Origin of the sequence: Fuerstiella marisgermanici (genome assembly GCF_001983935.1) — a bacterium.
Lineage (GTDB): Bacteria > Planctomycetota > Planctomycetia > Planctomycetales > Planctomycetaceae > Fuerstiella > Fuerstiella marisgermanici.
In genome coordinates this window covers 2910041-2930204 of the sequence record NZ_CP017641.1, presented here as the reverse complement: position 1 = coordinate 2930204, position 20164 = coordinate 2910041, and the positions used below count along the sequence as shown (strand labels likewise).

Annotated in this window: 13 protein-coding genes; 5 read left to right on the top strand and 8 right to left on the bottom strand. The window is 56.6% G+C overall.

Annotated features, from left to right (window positions below; translation table 11 throughout):
• Positions 1-164 precede the first annotated feature (164 nt).
• The 4 genes from Fuma_RS11085 to Fuma_RS11070 all read right to left on the bottom strand — a co-directional run bounded on the left by Fuma_RS11085 (position 165) and on the right by Fuma_RS11070 (position 5716).
• Complete coding sequence (locus Fuma_RS11085; protein ID WP_077024200.1) at positions 165-1364, bottom strand: Na+/H+ antiporter NhaA; 1200 nt, start codon at positions 1362-1364, stop codon at positions 165-167.
• A gap of 53 nt (positions 1365-1417) precedes the next feature.
• Positions 1418-2248 carry a hypothetical protein gene (locus tag Fuma_RS11080; RefSeq protein ID WP_077024199.1) on the bottom strand — a complete coding sequence of 277 codons (831 nt, stop codon included), beginning with the start codon at positions 2246-2248 and terminating at the stop codon, positions 1418-1420.
• A gap of 125 nt (positions 2249-2373) precedes the next feature.
• A complete protein-coding gene (locus tag Fuma_RS11075; RefSeq protein WP_083731967.1) occupies positions 2374-3792 on the bottom strand; it encodes a DUF1552 domain-containing protein in 1419 nt (472 codons plus the stop codon).
• Positions 3767-5716, bottom strand: coding sequence for a DUF1588 domain-containing protein (locus Fuma_RS11070; protein WP_077024198.1), 1950 nt, complete (start codon positions 5714-5716; stop codon positions 3767-3769). The genes Fuma_RS11075 and Fuma_RS11070 overlap by 26 nt, the downstream gene beginning before the upstream one ends.
• 282 nt (positions 5717-5998) lie before the next feature.
• Here Fuma_RS11070 and Fuma_RS11060 point away from each other — a divergent pair, with 282 nt between their 5' ends.
• From Fuma_RS11060 to Fuma_RS11050, 3 genes are all read left to right on the top strand, one after another.
• Positions 5999-6745: an RNA polymerase sigma factor gene (locus Fuma_RS11060; RefSeq protein ID WP_145944104.1), complete on the top strand. Its 747-nt coding sequence runs from the start codon at positions 5999-6001 to the stop codon at positions 6743-6745.
• A 238-nt stretch (positions 6746-6983) separates the two neighbouring features.
• A complete protein-coding gene (locus Fuma_RS11055) occupies positions 6984-10004 on the top strand; it encodes a protein kinase domain-containing protein (RefSeq protein WP_158520944.1) in 3021 nt (1006 codons plus the stop codon).
• 193 nt (positions 10005-10197) lie between these two features.
• Positions 10198-10398, top strand: a complete 201-nt coding sequence (locus Fuma_RS11050) for a hypothetical protein (RefSeq protein ID WP_077024194.1) — start codon at positions 10198-10200, stop codon at positions 10396-10398.
• 65 nt (positions 10399-10463) lie between these two features.
• On the opposite strand, the gene Fuma_RS11045 is transcribed toward Fuma_RS11050, so the two are convergent.
• Positions 10464-11603 carry an alpha/beta hydrolase gene (locus tag Fuma_RS11045; protein WP_218922420.1) on the bottom strand — a complete coding sequence of 380 codons (1140 nt, stop codon included), beginning with the start codon at positions 11601-11603 and terminating at the stop codon, positions 10464-10466.
• Between the two features lie 359 nt (positions 11604-11962).
• Between Fuma_RS11045 and Fuma_RS11040 the strand changes: the two genes are divergently transcribed.
• Positions 11963-14959, top strand: a complete 2997-nt coding sequence (locus tag Fuma_RS11040) for a DUF1592 domain-containing protein (protein WP_099091794.1) — start codon at positions 11963-11965, stop codon at positions 14957-14959.
• The gene (locus Fuma_RS11035; RefSeq protein WP_077024191.1) at positions 14952-16286 is read left to right on the top strand and encodes a DUF1552 domain-containing protein; all 1335 of its coding nucleotides are present in this window, start codon (positions 14952-14954) and stop codon (positions 16284-16286) included. Before Fuma_RS11040 ends, Fuma_RS11035 begins: the two co-directional genes overlap by 8 nt.
• A gap of 120 nt (positions 16287-16406) precedes the next feature.
• Here Fuma_RS11035 and Fuma_RS11030 read toward each other — a convergent pair whose 3' ends face one another.
• From Fuma_RS11030 to Fuma_RS11020, 3 genes are read right to left on the bottom strand one after another with little or no spacing between them, the layout of a single operon-like run.
• Positions 16407-17768 (bottom strand): MFS transporter, encoded by a 1362-nt coding sequence (locus Fuma_RS11030; protein WP_077024190.1) that lies wholly within the window; start codon positions 17766-17768, stop codon positions 16407-16409.
• A gap of 39 nt (positions 17769-17807) precedes the next feature.
• Positions 17808-19043: a mandelate racemase/muconate lactonizing enzyme family protein gene (locus Fuma_RS11025; protein ID WP_077024189.1), complete on the bottom strand. Its 1236-nt coding sequence runs from the start codon at positions 19041-19043 to the stop codon at positions 17808-17810.
• A gap of 57 nt (positions 19044-19100) precedes the next feature.
• Entirely contained in the window at positions 19101-20090 is a 990-nt protein-coding gene (locus Fuma_RS11020; protein ID WP_077024188.1) for a mannonate dehydratase, read from the bottom strand.
• Positions 20091-20164 lie beyond the last annotated feature (74 nt).

Sequence of the window (20164 nt, the reverse complement as noted above, 5' to 3'; positions counted from 1 at the left end):
GTAATCGCGGCACGAACGGGATCACAAAACCGAAAAAAAGTGTGAACGGCGTTCGGAAACGCGGAATCTCGCGCATTAGGCCGTGTCTGGGCGACCGACACAGCTCTGAAGCCAACTTTGGGCGAGAACCTGTCCCGCGGCCGCAAGTCAGCGAGATTCGCTGTTTATTCCGACGTCTCCAGCGGTGCTGCGGCGGACTTCACTTTCAGCGCGCGGCCAAGGGGGATGGCGATTATGGCGGCGGCGAAGCTGGCGAGGGCTCCCATTTTGGCGGAGTCCTGAATCGCACCGGGTTCGTTAAACGCGGCCGTCGACACAAACAGCGCCACGGTGAATCCGATGGCAGCCACCATTCCCAATGTCACGATGTGGCCGTACGTCATGCCATCCGGCCGCTCAAGGTGAAACAGCTTCTCGCCCAGAAACGTGAACAGCGTGATGCCCAGCGGCTTTCCGATTAACAGGCCGCTCAACACCAGCCAGGTGGCCGGGCCGGTGTTGGAAAACACCACGCCGGCGTTCACCAGGCCGAACAGGCCCAGAATCAGTTCGACGGGATTCTTCCACCAGCGAGCGAACTCGCTTAACGTGTCGTGGTCCTGTTCGTCTTCGGCAAACAGTCCGGGGTCGTGAGCGGCATGAGGTAGCGTGGGAATGATGGGCACCAGTCCGAGCGCCGCGTGAATTCCGGCGTAGTGAAACGACAGCCAGCTCAACACACCGGGCCCCAGCAGGTACACCCAGAAACTGCGGACTCCCAAACGACGCAACAGCAGTCCCCATGCGACCGCGCCAACGGCGCCCAGCAGGTACTGAGGTTGGAGGGCTTCCTGAGGATACGCGACCGCCAGAATCAACAGCCCGGCAGCATCGTCGGCAATCGCCAGCAACAACAGGAATGCGATGGCGGGGTGCCCGGCTCCGAACACGATGCGAGCGATCAGATAACTGAACGCGATATCGGTCGCGCACGGAACCGCCCATCCTCGCCCCAGCGTGTCCCATTGTCCCACGATCAAGCAGCCGGTGATGTACACGAAGGTCGGCATCACGACGCCTCCCAGAGTTGCCATCAGTGGTGTTGCCGCCGTCTTCCACTTTGAGAGCGGGCCGCCTGGCAGAAGTGATTCCCAAACTTCCTTGGCCGCCATCGCAAAAAACACGGCCATCAATCCGTCGTTGACAACATGCAGCAACGAGTACCCGACCTCGTGAGAACCCGGAATCAGCGACGTGTGCAAAAACTGGTGATACGATTCCAGATCCACATTCGCCCAGACCAATGCTGCAATGGCACCGCCGATCAGGAACAGCGAGTTTTCAAACAGAAACTGAGCGGCAAGATCGAGGCGAGGTTTGGGCATCGGCGGGCCACCCGGCAAAAAGGGGGAAGTGACGAATCAGAAAACGCCTTCAACTATCCAGGCAGCAGGTCACTCACCGCCTGCATGGCAGAACGAACATGATGCGTCCACCCAAACCATAACGCGACGGACGGAATAAAAAACATGGCCAGCGCCAACGCAACATATCCTCGCTGTACCAATGCAAAATTGATGCCAGTGCTGTCCACATGTTCTTTCAGTTCGCGAAACAACACCACCAGCGCGATCACTGCCAAGTCGAAGGCGATGACGTCCTGAGCCGTCGCTTCCCGGTCCCAGAAGACGGCCGACATCGTTACCGACATGGTCGCAACCACGCACGAAATTCGCCCGCGGCGAAAAAGTTTGCCGGGCCCAAATGGCTTTCCCGTCTTCCGATCGATTCTCGATGGCAGTTTGGAAATCACGTCCCAAACCAAATACATGATGAATACGAAGGGAACGCACAGGGCTTCGGGAATGAGTGAAACCCGGATCGTTGCTGCCGTCCCTGCCGCAGCATTTGGTTCCAGAACGGGAATCTCAGACAGATGAACGAGGATGAAGTAGACCACGACCAGCACAACGTCCAGCAGCAGTTCCAGAAACTCCCAGGAAATCAGGCTGGATATTTGGGACGTGTCGCGGTGTGAAATTTCAGACTTCTGCCAGCCAAGATAGCTGGCGGCGATCAACACCAGAGACATCAGCATGTGCGAATTCAGCGCCAGAAAATTCCAGCTCCACCAGTCCGCTCCCGTATCAAAGACGGTCGCATACCTCACGGCGATCTCTGCGGCCGCTAGTGAAAACAGAAATTCGACAAACGTCAGATGAACCTTCGCATCTCGGTTGCCACCTTCCTGGTGAGTGCTGCCGTCCATTGCCGCGTTCAATCTTTGCAGAATCTGATTTCACCGAAGTCTCGATCACACGTCGCACGCATTGCGAACCTGTTACACCGACTTACACCGACCGGTCGTCTTTGTGCCTTGAGCGTCGCGATCTGTCAAGCCAGTACGCCCGGAAGAATGCCCGTGCTGTCTGCGAACTGGTTCGTTTCGTGGCCGAAGGCGTTTAGCATCGCCACGTACAGATTCGCCAGTGGAGTGTCCTTTCCGTACGACAAGTGCTGGCCCGTGGCAAGACGCCCGCCCGCGCTGCCGCCCACAACGATCGGAAGATTGTGCGGGCTGTGACTGTTACCGTCGCGGAGTCCGGAACCGAACAGGATCATCGAATTGTCCAGCACCGTGCTTTCGCCTTCCTGCATCCCACGAAGCTTATCCAACAGATAGGCGTACTGCGCGACATGCCACTCGGTAATCAGCTGGTACGCTTTCAGTTTCTCTTCAGAATTCTGGTGATGCGATGTGTCGTGATGCGCACCGGAAACACCATCCAGAAACGAAAAGTTACGCCCGCTGACCGCATTGCCGAACATGAACGTGCACACGCGAGTCGTGTCGGTTTGAAACGCCAGTGCAATCATGTCCATCATCAGTCGCACGTGATCGGGGAACTCATCGGGCCGGTCGGCTGGCGGGCGTTGTTCGACCTTCAGCGCGGCTCGAGGCGTCCATGGGTTGGCTCCTGCTGTCTGCTGTTTCTGCAGTCGTTGTTCGATCGCTCGCACGGATTGCAGATATTCATCCATCCGTTGTCGGTCCGACGCGCCCAGACGGTTCTTCAGTTCTTTGGCGTCATCCATCACCCGATCCAGCAGCAACATGTTCCTTCCGGCCGCTTCTTTCGAAGGATAGGCGGCTCGGAACAGGCGTTCGAAAACGGAACGCGGATTAAGTTCTCGCGCCAGTGGACTTGTCGGGCCACTCCACGCGACGTGCGAACCATAGACTCGCGTGTAGCCGACATTTGTGTCGACGCCCGTGCTAACCGGATCGATGCCGAGTTCCAGCGAAGGCAACGGTGTGTGCTTTGCGGCAGCGCGAGCGGCCACTTGATCCATGGACTGGCCGTTGCAGTTCAGGTCGATTCCCAGAGACTTGTTAATCGTGGTACACGTCAGAAAACCAGACGTCTTCACGTAGTGGCCGTCGCCGCCTTTGCTGGCCTGGTTCCACAGGTTGCTGAAAACCAGCAGATCATCTTTATGCTTTTCCAGGGGCTTCAGCGCCGCAGACATCTTGAAGTCACGACCTTCACCTTCTGGCGTCCACATGTCCTGCCGCACGCCGTTGGGCATAAACAGCGCCGCCATCCGTACGGGCGCGCCGTCCGCTGATTCACTGGCCGCCGTTGGGCTGTCCGCCGCGCGAGCCGTTCGAGGCACCATGGCTTCCAGCCACGGCAACGCGAGGGCGGCTCCTGCTCCGCGCAGCAGTGTTCGGCGAGGAAGTTGGGTTCCTCGGTTTTGGGTTTCGTCCAGAAAGACGGTTCGCTTACCGAGTGGCTGTTGATTGTTCATGATCAGAGGTTCCTTGTTTGTATCGAAAGACAACGCTGTTCACGATTTCCAGAATCAGCGTTTGAGCTTTGTAGTCGTCCTGTTCCAGTTTTTTCACAATGGCTTCAACCACGCAGTGATCTTCGTTCGTCAGGCCTCGCCCCAACGCATAGCCCAGCATCTTTGCTGTGAGGTTGCGGATGAACGCGTCCTTCCGTTCCAACAATAACTTCTTTAGCGCCTCGGGGCCGGCGAATTCGGTGCCGTCGGGAAGCGTGCCCCTGGCGTCGACCGGCAGGCCATCCACTTCCGTTCTCCAGCGGCCGACGACGTCGAAGTTTTCCAGCCCGAAGCCCAGCGGGTCCATGATCGCGTGACACGATGCACACGCCGGATCCGCTCGATGCCGTTCCAGACGTTCACGCAAAGAAACGGCTTTGTCGTCGTGACCATTCTCTTCAAGTTCCGGAACACCCGGCGGCGGTGGCGGAGGCGCTGAACCCAGCAACGTCTCCATAATCCACTTGCCTCGCAGCACCGGGCTGGTGCGATGAGGAAACGAAGACACGGCCAGCACGGCACTCATCCCCAGCAACCCACCGCGATGACTGCCTTCCGGCAATTCGACTCGCTTGGGATGTTGGCGAAACGTGCCTTTGATTTTGTAGTGGCGAGCCAGATGAGAGTTCGCGTAGGTGAAGTCCGAATCGATCAGATTCAACAGCGATCGATTTTCCGCCAGCAGGTCTTCGAAAAAGAACACCGGCTCGATCTTCATGCCGCCTTCCAGTTCAGAATCAAATCTTCTGATCACCGATTCATCCGGCTTGAATTCACGCCCCAGGGCGCGAGTTCCCAACCATTGTTCGATAAACCGCGTGGCGAATTCGTGAACCTTCGCGCCACGGCGATGCCCGCGATCATCGATCTTGCTTTCCAGCATGCGGACAACCTGCTTAGCGATCACGTCTTTGTCGTGCAGCTTGCCTTCTTCCGCGAGTTGAAATAACTGGCGATCGGGCATCGACGCCCACAGGAAGTAGGACAGCCGCGACGCCATTTCGTGTTGAGAAATCAACGTCTGTTCGGGGCCGGCGGGCTCTTCCCAAATGAACAGAAATTTGGGCGACACCATGGCCGCTTCAATCGCGAACCGAATCGCAGGCACAAACATTTCGTCCTGCTCGTACACCTTGTCGAAAAGCTGAACGTACTGTTCAACTTCCGCATCGTCGACCGGACGTCGAAAGGCTCGAGGCAGGAATTTGCTCAACACGATGCGAGCCGCTTCCTGAGGCGACCGTTTATCATCCGGTTCTGCGACGAGAATCTGTTTTCTGTCGCGTGGATCTTTCAGGGCATGGCCTAAAGCCGACTGAGCTGCTTCCAGATACTTTTCCGCATAAATCGGAGAAACGAAAAGCGTCTCGGCCGCATTGTCGAACCCTTCTCCGCCGGCACCATCCGCTGGCAAGTCGTGCCCCGCGTTGATCTGAATGCCCAGCAAATCGCGAACGGTGTTGGCATATTCGGCACGGTTCAGGCGTCGCAACATCGCGCCGCCGGGGCGAGCTCCGTCGTCGCAGACAGCGTGGTGAATGGTCGATCGAATCCACGCGACCACATTCAATCGAGCTTCCGTTGTCGGCATCTCGCTGTCTACCGGCGGCATTTGGCCACTGGCAATGCGATCGGTAATTCTGTTCCACGCTTCGATGTCGGACACCACCTGCGTGGCAGCTTTGAAGTCACCAAGATCCAGACCGCCTTCCGCGTCTTCGCCCTGATGACAGTCCGCGCAATAGTGATTCAAAAATTTGACCGCTTCCGCATCCGTCATCAACGCCTTCGCAACGTCAACGACAGTGTCAGCCGCCTGCGCGTCAGCACACTGGCCGACAGACGGTGCAAGGATAGCGCAGCCAATAAAAAAACTTCGCAGCATGGCGTTGGGAATAGCAAAAGGTGGGATCGTTGGGAGGGAGCTAAATTGTAGCCGAAGTCCAATCGAATTCGTACCACAATTCCCCACGATCAACCGCAACAGCGGCATTGCCGGTTCCGGCCCCGCTTACGACTACCGTCACCAGCGTGAAATCAGCACCAGAAGCGAAGTCCAGTTCAGGCGCGGCGCGTTCTGAGTATTCCTGCCTAGCTAAGCGTCTCGAGCTTCTTAACACTGGTCCAGCGTTCGGGTGTGTTGCTCGTGACTTCGGAGCTGCCTAGCATGCGTCACATGACCGATCTCGACGAATCTGATCACGGGACGCCGCCCAAGTTTCACACGACCCGCTGGAGCATGGTCGTTGCTGCTGGCAACCAGCATGCGCTTGGTTCAGAGGACGCTCTTGCGCAGCTCTGCAACCAGTACTGGAAGCCGCTTTACATCTTTGTACGTCGTTCTGGATATCAACCAGCAGATGCTCAGGATTTGACGCAGGGATTTTTCGAACGCCTGATTGAGAAGCGTTTCCTTCAGGCCGCAGATGTCGACCGAGGGCGTTTTCGTACATTTCTCTTGGCCGCGTTGAAGAACTACATGGTTAATGAATGGAAGAAGGGGACGCGATTGAAAAGGGGAGGCGGTCTGATACTTTCCCTAAACTTTGATTCAGTCGAAGACGGTCTATCGATAGAGCCTGCCGACGGACGAACGGCGGAACGAGAATTCGATCGTGAATGGGCCATCGGACTTCTGGATAGAGTCTTGGAACGTGTTGAAGCGTCTTATTCGGCGAAGGGAAACGGGCTGGTATTCTCCGTGCTGCGGCCGTACCTGACGGCGGGAGGTGATCGGCTGCCTTATCAACAAACAGCTGACGCTAACGCCATGACTGTGGGACAGGTGAAGGTTGGCGTCCACCGCCTCCGGGCCACCTATCGTGAAATTCTGGAACAGGAAATCGCCGTTACTGTGGGTTCCAGAGAACTAATCCCTGATGAAGTGCGGCAACTTTACGCGGCATTACAGTAGGCCGCGTTTCCCCGCGAGACACATCATTCATCTGCGGCATTTAAGGCATATCCGGCTGATTTCGTCGATTCCTGGCGGCATTCTGAGAATATCGGTAACCTTTTTCGGTGCGCGTTTTAGGTAGGTTGCCTCTTACCTGCCTGTAGCGGACCAAAACATGAGTGAAGTCGAACAATGCCCCGAATGTGGCCAGCCTCTCCGCGAAAGCTCTCCGGGTGCGCTCTGTCCAACCTGTCTGATGAAACGTGCATTTTTGCCAACAGAATCTGAGACGGGTTCAGGTGGTCCGTTACTGTCCACCACGTTTATTCCGACCGCCGGTCCAGAGCCACAGGCCGGGACCACCGATAAACCGATTGCGGGAGATTTGCCTGCCGGTCAACTGTTCGGCGACTACCGGATAGTGCGACGTCTAGGGCATGGCGGAATGGGGACGGTATACGAGGCGGACCACCTGCCGTCCGGGAGGCGTGTCGCCTTAAAGGTGCTGTCGCATTCCCTGGATAGTCAGGAAGCACGGAGCCGGTTTCTTCGGGAAGGCCGTCTGGCAGCGGCCATCAATCATGCGAACAGCGTGTACGTATTCGGAACCGAAGAAATTGGTGGCATTCCGACGATCAGTATGGAGCTGATTGCCGGAGGCACTTTGGCGTCGCAAGTTGATAAATTTGGACCGATGCCGGTGCAACAGGCGGTCGACTCAATTCTGCAGGTAATTGCCGGCCTGGAAGCGGCCGAACAAAAAGGTGTCCTGCATCGGGACGTAAAACCGGCGAATTGTTTTGTTGATCGAAACGGGCAGGTGAAAATCGGCGACTTCGGGCTTTCTATTTCGACCGCTCCGACCGACCTGAGTGCCATGTCGAACATGACTCAGGAGGGCGTGTTCCTGGGGACGCCAGCGTTCGCATCACCCGAACAGTTACGTGGCGAGCAACTCGACCAGCGCAGCGACATCTACGCCGTTGGAGTCACACTGTTCTACCTGCTTACCGGCAAGCCACCGTTCGAAGGGAAGAACCTGGTGCAGTTGCTGGCGACGGTGCTGGACAAATCGGCGCCCAGCGTCCATGACCGAAATCCGGAAGTGCCCGCTGCACTCAGTCGCGTGATCGAATCCTGTCTGGCAAAGTCCAGCGGCTCGCGACCTTCCAGCTACGCTGCGTTACGCGAACGCCTAACCCCGTTCGGATCGCAGACGCCCATTTCCGCCAGCCTTGAACAACGATTCCTTGCCGGTCTGCTGGACGTATTCGTCATCAGTCTCGTGACACTCTTAGCTCGTGCCATATTATTTTTGTTTATCAATCCGTTCGAAAGCAACCGGCTTTCCGTTTATGGCACTGTGATTGCCGGAGTGATTGCTGTTACCTATTTCGCGATCTGTGAATCGCGGTTCGGGGCAACGCCGGGAAAACGAATCCTGGGCTTGCGGGTCAGCGCGACGGGGCGACATCCTTCGTTTGCTTCGGCGACGCTCAGAGCATTGATCTACGACGCCACGACTCGAATACCTTTCCTGATTGGGGCGGTCATTGTGTTAGTGAAGTTTGGCAATGAAACCAACGTCTTCAACGCATCCCAAGCCTATTTCAAAACTCAACAAGCTGTCGGCTTCTTGTATTACTTCGGGTTCGTACTCACGGCCGCTTTGTTTCTACCCATGTGGAGGTCCAGGGACAAAACTGCGTTCCACGACCGGCTGACGGGGACTCGTGTCACCTTAGTGCCCCCGATAATGATCGCCGCTCAGCACAACCAGCTAAGTCAGCCGGACGAAGCCTTCGTCGCTGCCGATTCATCGCAGACAATCGGTCCGTACGTCGTGCTGGCTATGTTGAATGAAGACGAAGGCGAATCGACACTGCTGGCCTACGACCCCAAACTGCTGCGTCGCGTCTGGATCAGGACACGAGCCGACAACAGTCCGGCCATCAGCAATGCCGATCGCAACGTGGCTCGCCCCGGAAGACTGCGATGGCTTGGCGGCCAACGAGGGAGTGAGAACTGGGATTGCTACGAAGCACCGAGTGGCCATGGCCTGACTGGTCACATCCAACTGGGGTGGGAAAATGGTCGGCAACTCATTCAAAGCCTGACGCAGGAACTGGAATGCTCACTGGAAGAGAGGACTTTGCCTGCAACGCTGTCGTTGCAAAACCTGTGGGCCAATACCGGTGACTTAAAACTTCTGCCATTTCGTGCTCCCGATTGTTCAACTGATCGGCGTGAAGAAACAATCGTTACGCACAGCAGTCGAAGTGATCAGGAATCCGCCTGCATCCGCTTTGTCGCGATGCTGGCACAACATGTCATGAAACCTCTGGCAGCGGACGAAACAACGACTGTTCCGTTGTCATGTAGACCAAAGCTAATCGGTCTGTGGAATTCCGAATCTCTGTTGCAGACTCGACAAATTGCGGACAGGCTTCAGGAGGGCCATGCTACGGTGAGTCGCACGCGCAGATTGATTCTGTTGCTCATCACATTCTCTTTGCCTATCTCGTGGGGACTGAGCGGGCTGCTCAGCTACATGCTGCTAAATCCTCAGTACAACGCATTTCCGCGAGTCGGCGAGTTAAGCAATGCTATTCAGACACTGAACGTTCAGAAAAAACGTCAACATCAACGAAGGGCGGAAGAACACGCGAAGTTGATGTCCGCGATAAAAACCTACATCGCCCACGAGTATCGCGATGTGTACAACGATACGGCTCAGTGGAATTCGCCACGGGCAAAGTCACACATCGGTCCGGAAGACCGGGCTCTCATCAAATCGCTGATGGCTGAACCGGAGCCGACACCCGCGGAGTTTGCTGCGGCGAAAGACGTGAGCGAGCGGTTCTTCGTGACGGTTACTGTCGGGCGGTCCAGTGCTTTCAATGAAACACTTTTCAATATGGCTCAATGGGCCGTATTTTTCTGGATTCCCAGCTTGCTTGCTGCAATTTCCCTGCGCGGAGGCTGGCTGGTTCGTAGTCTTGGAGTCGCCTTCGCTGACTGTCACGGCGAACCTGCGTCGCGACTTCGGCTACTGTGGCGAGCCTTCCTGCCTGGCATCCCCTTTCTGGTCGCTTTAGGGTGTTCCCGGATAGAACGAGGTCCCCAACACGGGTTTTCTTTCTTGTTTGCAGAGTGGTCAAGCGTCGGCTTCGCTGTAGTGGGCATCCTTCTACTAGTCTGGACGGCGAAGCGGACGCGGTTTCTGTCCGACAGTCTGTCCGACAGTCTGTCCGGCTGCTATCTGGTGCCGCGATAGGAAACATGCATGCGAACCCGTAGCAGGCCCAAGCTCAATCAGCAGGCGGCAACAGCGGCATAGCAGGACCGGACTACACTGTAACTTGGATTGCTGCGCTTTCCTCCAATACGCACAAGGTTCATTGACATGCGACAATCTTGTCGCACGATGGTTTCGTCGCATGTTTTAGTGGGGTGCAATGAGTTGTGTGATGGCGAAGCAGATTGATCCGAAGAATGTTGTCGACCGAGATCACCTGATTAATCGAATCTGGCGACAGTTGCAGAAGCCACCGGAACAGGGAGCGTTGCGGTGTACTGCCGAACGCCGCATCGACAAAACCGCGATAATGAACGAAATGGCGACCGAACCAATGGACGGCTTCGACGTGCTGTTTTGCGAAGTGGAGTAGTGAAGTAGGGTGGGTATTGCCCACGAATCCGTTGTGGTTTCGATACTCCGTGGGCAGTGCCCACACTACTTGTTCTGCTTCGGCTCATACCCTTTCCAAACCCATTCGATCGCGTGCGGGAGGAACTGGGATTTGGCGTTGCGGACGCCGTGGCCGGAGTTTTGGCAGAACAGGTATTGGTAATCGTAGCCTTTGGCCTTCAATACTTTTGCCATGCGATTGTTGGCTTCCACCCAGTCGTGCATGCCGTCGCGCATGACGTTTGGGTTGAAGTTGTCGCGGTCGCCGACGGCAAGGAAAATTCGAAGCGGCTTTTGGGGGCTTTCCGGGATCAGCTTGTCATGAAAGTCCCACGCTCCGCCGGGTGTTTCGGGGTTGAAGGGCCATTGCTGGTTCACGAACGTGCCTGACGTTGTCAGCACGCGGCGATAGAGGTCCGTGCGATACCACGCCATAATCAGTGCGGCGGAACCTCCGGAACTGCTGCCCATCGCGGCGCGGCCGTCGGGATCTTTAGTCAGTTTGACGTCGCAGTTTTTCTCTACACGGGGCAGCACTTCGGTTTCGATGTACTCGGCAAACACACCCGACATCGTGTCATATTCTTTTCCTCGCTGGTGCCCCTGAGCATCGCCGCCGCCGTTGGCGATCATGATGGCGATCAAAGCGGGAGCACGTTTCTGAGCGATCAGGTTGTCCAGAATGTGCGGCACCGTCAGGTTCGGTTTGCCTTTGGGACCGTCGTGGATGACCATGAATGGTGCTTCGATGCCGGGCACGTATTGATCGGGAACGTAAACGGTGATCTGCCGCTGGTAGTCAATTTCGTGAGTGTCGACGATCAGCGTTTTGGGATTTGTGGGGTCCACCGTGCCGAAGACTTTTCGAGCGATCCCCGGGTTAAGCAGTTTGGTGTCCTTCGAATCGATGGCGAACTGCTGCACTCGGCCCTGCGGCACGCCTTCGACCGGTTTGTTCTCCGGAGCCGGTGTGTATTCGGGCCCGATCAGGAAATTGCCATTCACATCAAGAGGGGGATTCAAGCCGGGCTTCGCATCCAGACGCACGAACGTCGGTGAACCTGGAGCGTCAAACTTCCGCGTGGGCGGCGTCTCACGTTTTTGCGGCGCGGCGAAGGCTGTTTCCTGGGATAGAAACGAGACCGTAAGAAAAGCGACCAGAACAGTCATCCGCTGCTTAGACATGAAACATTCTCGATGAATTGGGAATCAGATACAGACACCGCCAAAGTGTGCCGGAAAGTAGTGTCCCGTTTCGTTTCTCGAGAATCAAATGGGCGCCTGCGAGTCTTCCGATCTGACCAGCTCCGCGTGCCCCGCTGTGCAGTAGACGAAGCGATCAGAAATTCTGCGTGCACCCGGTTTGTCGCATGGGTGGCGCGGTGCGTCACAACGCTTCTGGCCTGAGGATCCCTTCGTCGTTTCTGGCGTGCGGCTGATCCTGTGATTGACGCGGCATTCGTTAGGCCTGATGATACGTTTCACTCCCCGCTGCATTTCCCTCCAGCATTCCTTCACAGATTCCAACAGGCGACGGTGATCCTTTGCCATTCCCCAATCGACCAGCGACCACACTTCTTTGCCTTTCAACGATCGTTGCGTGTTCGCTGAATGCCGCGACGGCTAAAGATGCGGACGACAGCCAACTGAACCAAGCGTTTCAGGAAGCCGTTGTTCCCTATCTGAAAACGTATTGTCTGGACTGCCACGGCAGCGAAGACCCGGAAGCCAAGCTGGACTTAAGCGGCTATTCGTCAGCGCATGATGTTGGAACCGCTCACCAGACATGGGCGATCGTTCTGGACCGGATTGAGGCCGGGGAGATGCCGCCAGCAGACGCTGAGCCAGGGCCGACAGCGGAGCAAAGTTCGGCGATCGTCAAGTGGATTCGGGACGCTCGTGAGTTCGAGGCTGTTCGCAATGCCGGTGATCCTGGGATTGTGCTGGCTCGCCGATTGAGTAACGCGGAATACAACTACACCGTTCGCGATCTTACGGGTGTCGACATCCGGCCGACCGACACATTCCCCGTTGATGCGGCCAATGAAGCGGGATTCGACAACTCGGGCGAATCACTGACGATGTCGCCCGCGCTGCTGAACAAGTATCTGGGTGCTGCGCGGCAGGTTGTCGAACATCTCGTGCTGAAGCCTGACGGAATCGAATTCGCGCCGCACGCGGTAGTGACGGATACGGACCGAGACAAGTACTGCGTGAAACGGATCGTCGACTTCTATAAGCGGCAGCCGGTGGATCTCGCAGACTACTTCTACGCCGCCTGGCAGCATCGGCAGCGTACAACGTCTTCGCAATCGAATGGCACTCTTGCCGAGGTGGCGGCGGAAAATCGGGTGAGCGCCAAATATCTGCGAACGGTTTGGTCACTGCTGACGGATGAGACGTCAGCCGTCGGCCCGATCATGTCACTTCAGGACATGTGGCGCAAACTTCCGGCCGATGAAGGCCAGGCCGAAAAGGCCAGAGCGGCGTGCGAAGCGATGCGCGACTTCGTGTTGCGCGTTCGATCAAAAGTTGTGCCGGACGTCGAAAGGATCAGCGTTGACGGCATTCATCAGGGTTCGCAAACGTTTGTGTTGTGGCGAAATCGTCAACGTGCCGCGAACCGCAGGACGTTCGATCCTGACCTGCTGACAGTGGAACCAACGGACGAAGAGGAAGCCGCCACCGAGGATCCCGAGTCCGCCGAAACGCCTTCGATCGACGAAGACCTTTTGGTCCCCGCAGATGTGAATGAACGAAAACGCTATGAAGAAGCGTTCGCCAAATTCTGTGACGTGTTTCCGGATGCCTTCTTCATTTCGGAACGCGGACGTGACTACGTGAAGGAATCCAGCAAGCAGCAGGGCGAAAAGGGACGGCTGCTGAGTGCCGGATTTCACAGCATGATGGGCTACTTTCGTGATGATGGTCCGCTGTACGATTTGGTATTGAATGACGAACAGCAGCGTGAGTTGGATGCATTGTGGCAGGAACTCGACTTTATCGCGTCGGCTCCGATGCGTCAGTACGTCGGATTTTTGTGGTTCGAACGCACGGATTCACGCTACATGCGAGACCCACAGTTCGACTTTGCTCGTGCCGAAGACAAGAACGCTCAGTCGGCTGATATGATCGACAAGCTGGCAGTCGTTTATCTGCAGAAGGCTCGCGACAACGGTGGCAAAGGTGTTGCGATCGAAGCTGTCGAACAGTACTTCCGCAACATTAACTCGCAGATCCGCTGGGTCGAGAATGCTCGGCAGGCCGCTGAGGCGTCTCATGTGCATGCGGCCATCGACTTCGCAGAACTCGCGTACCGGCGTCCGCTTTCTACTTCGGAACGCGATGGCGTAAAAGCGTTCTATGAAGCTTTGCGAAACGAGGAAGAGCTGAATCATGAAGAAGCCATTCAGGACACGGTTGTTTCCATCCTGATGTCGCCGCACTTTAGTTACCGAGTCGACATGGCGGCGGACAACAATGTTCGTCGGCCGTTGACGGACTACGAACTCGCGAGTCGGCTTAGCTATTTTCTGTGGTCCAGCATGCCGGATGCTGAATTGCTGCAAGCGGCCGAGGCGGGCACTCTTCATCAGCGTGACGTGCTGGTTGCTCAAACGCGACGGATGCTGAAGGACGATCGCATGCGGGCTCTTGCCGTGGAATTCGGCGGCAACTGGCTGGACATACGTCGATTTGAAGAACACAACAGCGTCGATCGCGAACGGTTTCCGGAATTCACCGACGAATTGCGTCAGGCGATGTTCGAAGAACCGATTCAGTTTTTGGTCGACCTGATTCGGCGGGACCAATCGATTACCAATCTACTGGACGGTGACTATACCTTCGTGAACGCGGTGCTCGCGAAGCACTATGGTGCCGAGAACGTAACAGCAAACGAACACGAATGGGCTCGCCTGGACGACGCGACGCAACACGGTCGTGGCGGGCTGCTGCCGATGAGCGTGTTCTTAACGAAGAACGCGCCGGGGCTAAGAACCAGCCCGGTGAAGCGCGGCTACTGGGTTGTGCGGAGACTTCTGGGCGAACGCATTCCGCCGCCACCTCCCAACGTGCCCGAACTTCCTGCAGACGAATCGAAGCTGGGGGAACTCACGCTGCGAGAAGCTCTTGCCAAACATCGCGAACACAAAAGTTGTGCGGGTTGCCATGAGCGAATCGATTCGGTCGGTCTGGTCTTTGAAGGCTTCGGCCCGATCGGTGAACGGCGGCAGACAGATCTGGGCGGTCGCCCGGTCGATACGGCCGCCATCCTGCCCGGCGGCCATTCTGCGGCCGGTGTCGACGAACTGCGAAGTTACCTTGTCGAATATCGTCAGGAAGAATTTGTCGAAAACCTAAGTCGTAAGCTGCTATCCTATGCGTTGGGGCGAAGTTTGATTTTGTCCGACGAACTGCTGATTCGCGATATTCAGAAGCAACTTCAAACCCATGAATATCGGCTGAGCAGTTTAATCGAAAGTATTGTGACCAGCCCGCAGTTCCTGAATAAGCGAGGGAAGGCCTTCCAGCATGAATAAATTGACCAACCGTCGAATCGGCCGCCGCACTCTGCTTCGTGGGGCCGGCGTTACTATGGCTCTTCCGTGGCTTGATTCCATTCCCGTCTGGGGACTCGATCCATCGGTCTCAACAAAGCAAGGCCCGTTCCCGAAACGATTTGCCGTGTTGTTCATGGCCTGTGGTGTGCACCCGGATCACTGGTGGGCAAAAAATGAAGGCTCCGAAATGGAGCTTAGCGAATGCCTGGCACCCATGGAGCCTCTCAAACAGAAGCTCAACGTCATTCAGGGATTGTTCAATAAGAACTCCACTGGCGTTGGCATTCATCCTGGGCAGACGGGCAACATCCTGTCCGGTGCTTCGCTGCAAAAGGGAGCCGAACTTCGCGGCGGTATCAGCGTCGATCAGCTACTGGCCAACCATCTCGGTCAGGAGACGGCTCAGCCCAGCATGGTACTCGGATGCGAACAACCGATTACCGGCTATCACGAAACAAACTTTTCGATGGCGTACAGTTCGCACATTTCGTGGCAGAACGCCACGTCGCCCGTGCCGATGGAAGTTTATCCGTCACTGGCCTTTGACAGCTTGTTCGACAACCGCGGCAGCCGACGAAACAAAAGTGTTCTGGACCGGGTGAAAGAGCACGCCGAAAGGCTGAGCCGACAGGCCAGCGCCAGCGACCGAGCCAAGCTGGATGAGTATCTGACCAGTGTGCGTGAGGTCGAGAAACGCATCGAAAGAATGCGAGGCGATCAGGATAGGGCGATTGAGCGAGCGAAAACGCAGGGCAAGCCCGCTATCACCATGCCTCGACCGGACAACGGACTGCCGGAAGATATTCGAGAACATATGCGGCTGATGTGCGACATCATCGCTCTGGCATTTCAAACCGACAAAACGCGGTTCGCAACATTGTTATTGTGTCGTGATATCTCCGGGCTGTTCTATCCGTTTCTAAATGTCCGCAGTGCACACCATTCGGCATCGCACAACGAACGGTCGGAAGACTGGAAACGTGTGACGTCGTTCTATTGCAGTCAGTTGGCGTACCTGGCCAGTCGACTGGACGCCATGCCGGAAGGTGACGCAACCGTGCTTGACCATTCGTGCCTTCTGTTCGTCAACAATATGTGGTCAGGCAGCAAGCATGATTCCACGAAAGTTCCGCTGCTGACCGCTGGTGGTCTTGGTGGAACGCTGCAGACCGGTCGAGTCCTCGACTATACAGAAGATGGTGACGACAACCGAAAACTGTGCAGCTTCTACCTGTCGATTCTGCATCGCATGGGGCTGAAGGCTGACCATTTCGGAGATGCCGATCAGACACTCGCGAGACTTTAATGCGTCCACGCCGCGAACCGTATTCGCAGCGTTGTTCAACCGTTGCTTCGGCATAAAACAGGTGGTGGTCCGGCCGTGACGCGATGGTCGCCTCAGCGAAGGTGCCTCTGTTGGTTGCTGCTATTCGACCTTTCGAGAGGCATTGATGCCCAGCGCTGCAGCCAGTGCGACCACGTAGCCTGCAGAGAACAACAGAAAGGCTTCGTGCCAGTCGCCGTTGGTGTCCCAGTACTTGAGGACGATCGGAACGAGCTGCGGAGTCGTTGCCGCGCCAAGGTTTCCCCACATGTTGCCCCAGCCGAAAACGGCCGCCGTGTTTTTGCCGCCGACGTCCTGCATGTAGGCCCAGATTCCGGGGACGCTCATATCTGTCGCGAACGCCACGACCGAGGCCGCTGCGATAAACGCCCAGGCTGACTCAAGGTACAGGCACGACAAATAAGCCGCGATTGCGATTCCATAGCACGTCGCCAGTGGAAGCGAACGTCCCCACCGCAGGCCAAATCGTCTGACAGAGAAATCGGTGAGCGGTCCGCCGCACAGCATGCCGACGATTCCCGCGAACAGCACGATCGTCGACATCAACCCGCCGATTTTCGGGTCGACGTTCTTGACGTCCTTCAGATACGTCGGCAGCCATGTGACTAAGAAAACCCAGCCGATGTTGACGCCAAACTGCAGAGCACACATTAGCCACATTGCCCGACTGCGCATGAGTGGCAGCAGTGGTGGGAACGGAGGCGGACCGCTGGCTTCGGTATCGGTGTCTCCCGCAGCGATCAAAGCACACTCTGTCTCGTCGCAGTCAGGATGTTCCTGCGGCGTTTCGCGAAAGATTTTCCAGAAGTACGCAGCGACGAAGAATCCGACCATTCCGTAGATCGCGAGAACCCAACGCCAGCCGAGATAGTCGCTTAACAGCCACGCAGTCAACAAGGGAGCCGCAGCGCCGCCGAAACGTCCACCGAACGAAACGATGGAACTCGCGGTGCCTCGAGTGGGCAATGGTGTCCATCGCCTGATAAGGCTGCTGGCGGTGGGGTAGCAACCTGCCTGAGCGATCCCGAACAGCAACCTTGCGGCAATCAGCACGGCAAAGCCCGTCGCCAGGCCCGTCAGCATCGTGCATAGCGACCAGATGCAGATGTATAGCGGCAGCATCTTTCGAGCGCCAAAGCGGTCTGAGAGCCAACCTGCAGGCACTTGTCCTAGCGCGTACGAAAAGAAGAATGCAGAGAGGATCCAGCCGGTTTGCTGATCCGACAGATTCAAATCCGATTTAAATTCGTCCAGCTTCGCAATCTCGGCGATGCATATTCGGTCCAGGTACAGAATCACGGCGGTGAGCGTTGTCGCGCCGATGATCGAATAGCGAACCGTGGTCCCGCGGTTGCCAGGCGTTGAACTCTGTAACTCCGGCGAAACTTCGTAAGGACTACGCCCGTCAGTTGCGCTGTGATCTTCGCTTTCGTGTTCACTCATTATCTATTCCCGACACTTCTATCGCTTATCACAAGCGGTTCACGCGGATGTCTTTCCCGTACACCGATAGCTGTTTGTGCCAGGTTGAAACAGCTCCGGCAATAACGCGGTCCCCAGTCCGGGGTCTGTTGGCGGCATTAGGAATCCGTTTTCGATGATCGGCGGACGATCAATCAAATGTTCGGAGAACGTGCGAATGTGAGCTCGAACGGTTTCCTGCAGCACAACATTCGTTGAAGCAACAGAACAATGCAGGCCGGAAAACAGCGTCAACGGGCCGGTGCAGTCGTGCATGGTGGCGGAGATGTTGAACGTCTGAGCCAGATCGATAATGCGACGCGTTTCGCTGATGCCGCCCGCCCACGTGGGATCAATCATGACATAGTCAGCCGCTTTCGCCTGTAGCAAAGACAGATACGACGACCGTCCCAGCAACATTTCCGTCGCTGCAATGGGCAAACCGGATCGCTGTCGGAAATCCGCCAGCGTGTCGATGTTGTCGACTCGCACCACGTCTTCCAGCCAGAACGGCTTGATTTCCGCCAGTGCGTCAGCCAGTCGCAGCGCCGACGCCAATGGGAAGAACGCGTGACCTTCGATCATGATTTCGATTTGATTGCCGACTCGATCACGAATTTCACGCAACGGTTTCATGCCGGCTTCGATGTCCGCCGCCGACAGGAACGCTCCGCCACCTGCATGAGCGTACCGATCGAACGGCCACATTTTCATGCCGCAGATTCCTTCGTCCACCAATTCCTGAGCCAGATCGCCCGCGGCATGGATCGAAGACCAGTTGTCCTGCAACGGTCCCGCTATTCCTTCGTCGCCGTAACCAGGCCAGCCGGGATGTGTCGCGGTTTCTTCGCGGCTTTGCTTTTGAGTGCCATAACCCGGGCCGCCACAGGTGTTGTAGATGCGGACCTTCTTTTGAGCCGCTCCGCCCAAAAGCTGCCACACCGGCTGTCCACAAACCTGCCCAAGGATGTCCCACAGTGCCACATCGATCGCCGACAACGCTCGCATTTCTGCGCCCGGAAAGCCAAAGGCGGTGCAGCGTTCGTACAGAAACCGCCAGTGAGCTTCGATGTCTGTTGCTTCGGCACCGATAAGGCGTTCGGCCATCCAGTCGTGAATCAGAGCTTCGATCGTCTGGGGCGTGTAGTACGTTTCACCGCATCCGATCAGCCCGTCGTCGGTGTGAATCCGCACGAGCAGCAGGTTGGTCATGATGCCGGAAGGAATGGATGTTTCAATGGCCGTGATTTTGGGCATGAGTTTGTTGTCGCTCACTTTCGAGGCGATTGTTGCAGTGAAACGAAGTAATCGTACTTAGCTGCCTGGCGGAAGCCGGCTGTCAGTTGAGGGCGACGCCCCTGTTCCATGAAGAAGGCCGCGAATGTAGCCGAAAGCGAACAATCTTCCGAGCATCGTGTAACCGGGTTCACCGTTTTCTTCGCCAATCAGCTGAGGCACATGATCCGGTCGAATCGGACCGGTGAAGCCAACGTCCTTTAACGCGCGGATTGCAGCGGCCATGTCTGTCGGGCCATTGTCGTGAAACGTTTCGACAAATTGTTCGGCCGATCCTTCGGCGTCGCGAAAGTGAACATATTGAATGTGGCGGCCCAGCCGTCGAATGGTTGCGGGAATGTCGACGCCCATCGTCGCGAATGTGCCCTGACAGAAACAAATGGCGTTTCGGGGACTCGGCACCAATGCCACCAGTCGCTCAAGCGCGTCGACAGAATTCATGATGCGAGCCTTTCCGTGAAAGCGCGGCAGCGGCGGGTCATCCGGATGCATTGCCAGAGTCACGCCGGCTTCTTCCGCTACCGGAATCACTTCGCGCAGGAAGCGTTCGAGGTTTGTCCAAAGTTCATCGGCAGAAATCGTGCCCGTTGTAACGTCTTCACTGGCAGCGTTCAGGGAAACAGCCCGCTCAGCATCAGCCAGCCGGAAGCCGGTCACCAACGCTCCGCCGCGTGCCGGCACATCCAGCGTGGTGCGTACCCAATCGGTTCCGGACATGAAGTTGTAACACAGCAGGGGTACACCAGCCGTTCCCATGTGTTCGATCAGCGTCTTTATTGCGGCCAGTTCACGGCCGTCGTGGTCCGTTCCCAGTTTGATCTTTTCAATAGGCAGATATCCTTCGATGGCCAGCAGCTTGAGTCCGTTGCCTTCCACTGTTTGTTTGACCGCCACGAGGTCATCCAGCGTTGGCCCGGGGTACCGCACGACAACACCTTCGACACCGCATTGCACGGCAAGTCGCATGTTGATGTCGTTTAGCGGCGTCAAAACCGTGTTTAGGATCATGTGCTGTTTTCCTTAATAGCCTTACTGAAATGAACCCCGGTTGGTGCACTGCTGGATGCAAGTCCGAAGGTCGC

Bases quoted from the DNA above. Each gene is read 5' to 3' on its own strand.
- Fuma_RS11045 (WP_218922420.1), bottom strand. From the start codon at position 11,603: ATGTCTAAGCAGCGGATGACTGTTCTGGTCGCTTTTCTTACGGTCTCG.
- Fuma_RS11075 (WP_083731967.1), bottom strand. From the start codon at position 3,792: ATGAACAATCAACAGCCACTCGGTAAGCGAACCGTCTTTCTGGACGAA.
- Fuma_RS11025 (WP_077024189.1), bottom strand. From the start codon at position 19,043: ATGCCCAAAATCACGGCCATTGAAACATCCATTCCTTCCGGCATCATG.
- Fuma_RS11080 (WP_077024199.1), bottom strand. From the start codon at position 2,248: ATGGACGGCAGCACTCACCAGGAAGGTGGCAACCGAGATGCGAAGGTT.
- Fuma_RS11020 (WP_077024188.1), bottom strand. From the start codon at position 20,090: ATGATCCTAAACACGGTTTTGACGCCGCTAAACGACATCAACATGCGA.
- Fuma_RS11050 (WP_077024194.1), top strand. From the start codon at position 10,198: ATGGCGAAGCAGATTGATCCGAAGAATGTTGTCGACCGAGATCACCTG.
- Fuma_RS11035 (WP_077024191.1), top strand. From the start codon at position 14,952: ATGAATAAATTGACCAACCGTCGAATCGGCCGCCGCACTCTGCTTCGT.
- Fuma_RS11070 (WP_077024198.1), bottom strand. From the start codon at position 5,716: ATGCTGCGAAGTTTTTTTATTGGCTGCGCTATCCTTGCACCGTCTGTC.
- Fuma_RS11060 (WP_145944104.1), top strand. From the start codon at position 5,999: ATGCGTCACATGACCGATCTCGACGAATCTGATCACGGGACGCCGCCC.
- Fuma_RS11030 (WP_077024190.1), bottom strand. From the start codon at position 17,768: ATGAGTGAACACGAAAGCGAAGATCACAGCGCAACTGACGGGCGTAGT.
- Fuma_RS11085 (WP_077024200.1), bottom strand. From the start codon at position 1,364: ATGCCCAAACCTCGCCTCGATCTTGCCGCTCAGTTTCTGTTTGAAAAC.
- Fuma_RS11055 (WP_158520944.1), top strand. From the start codon at position 6,984: ATGAAACGTGCATTTTTGCCAACAGAATCTGAGACGGGTTCAGGTGGT.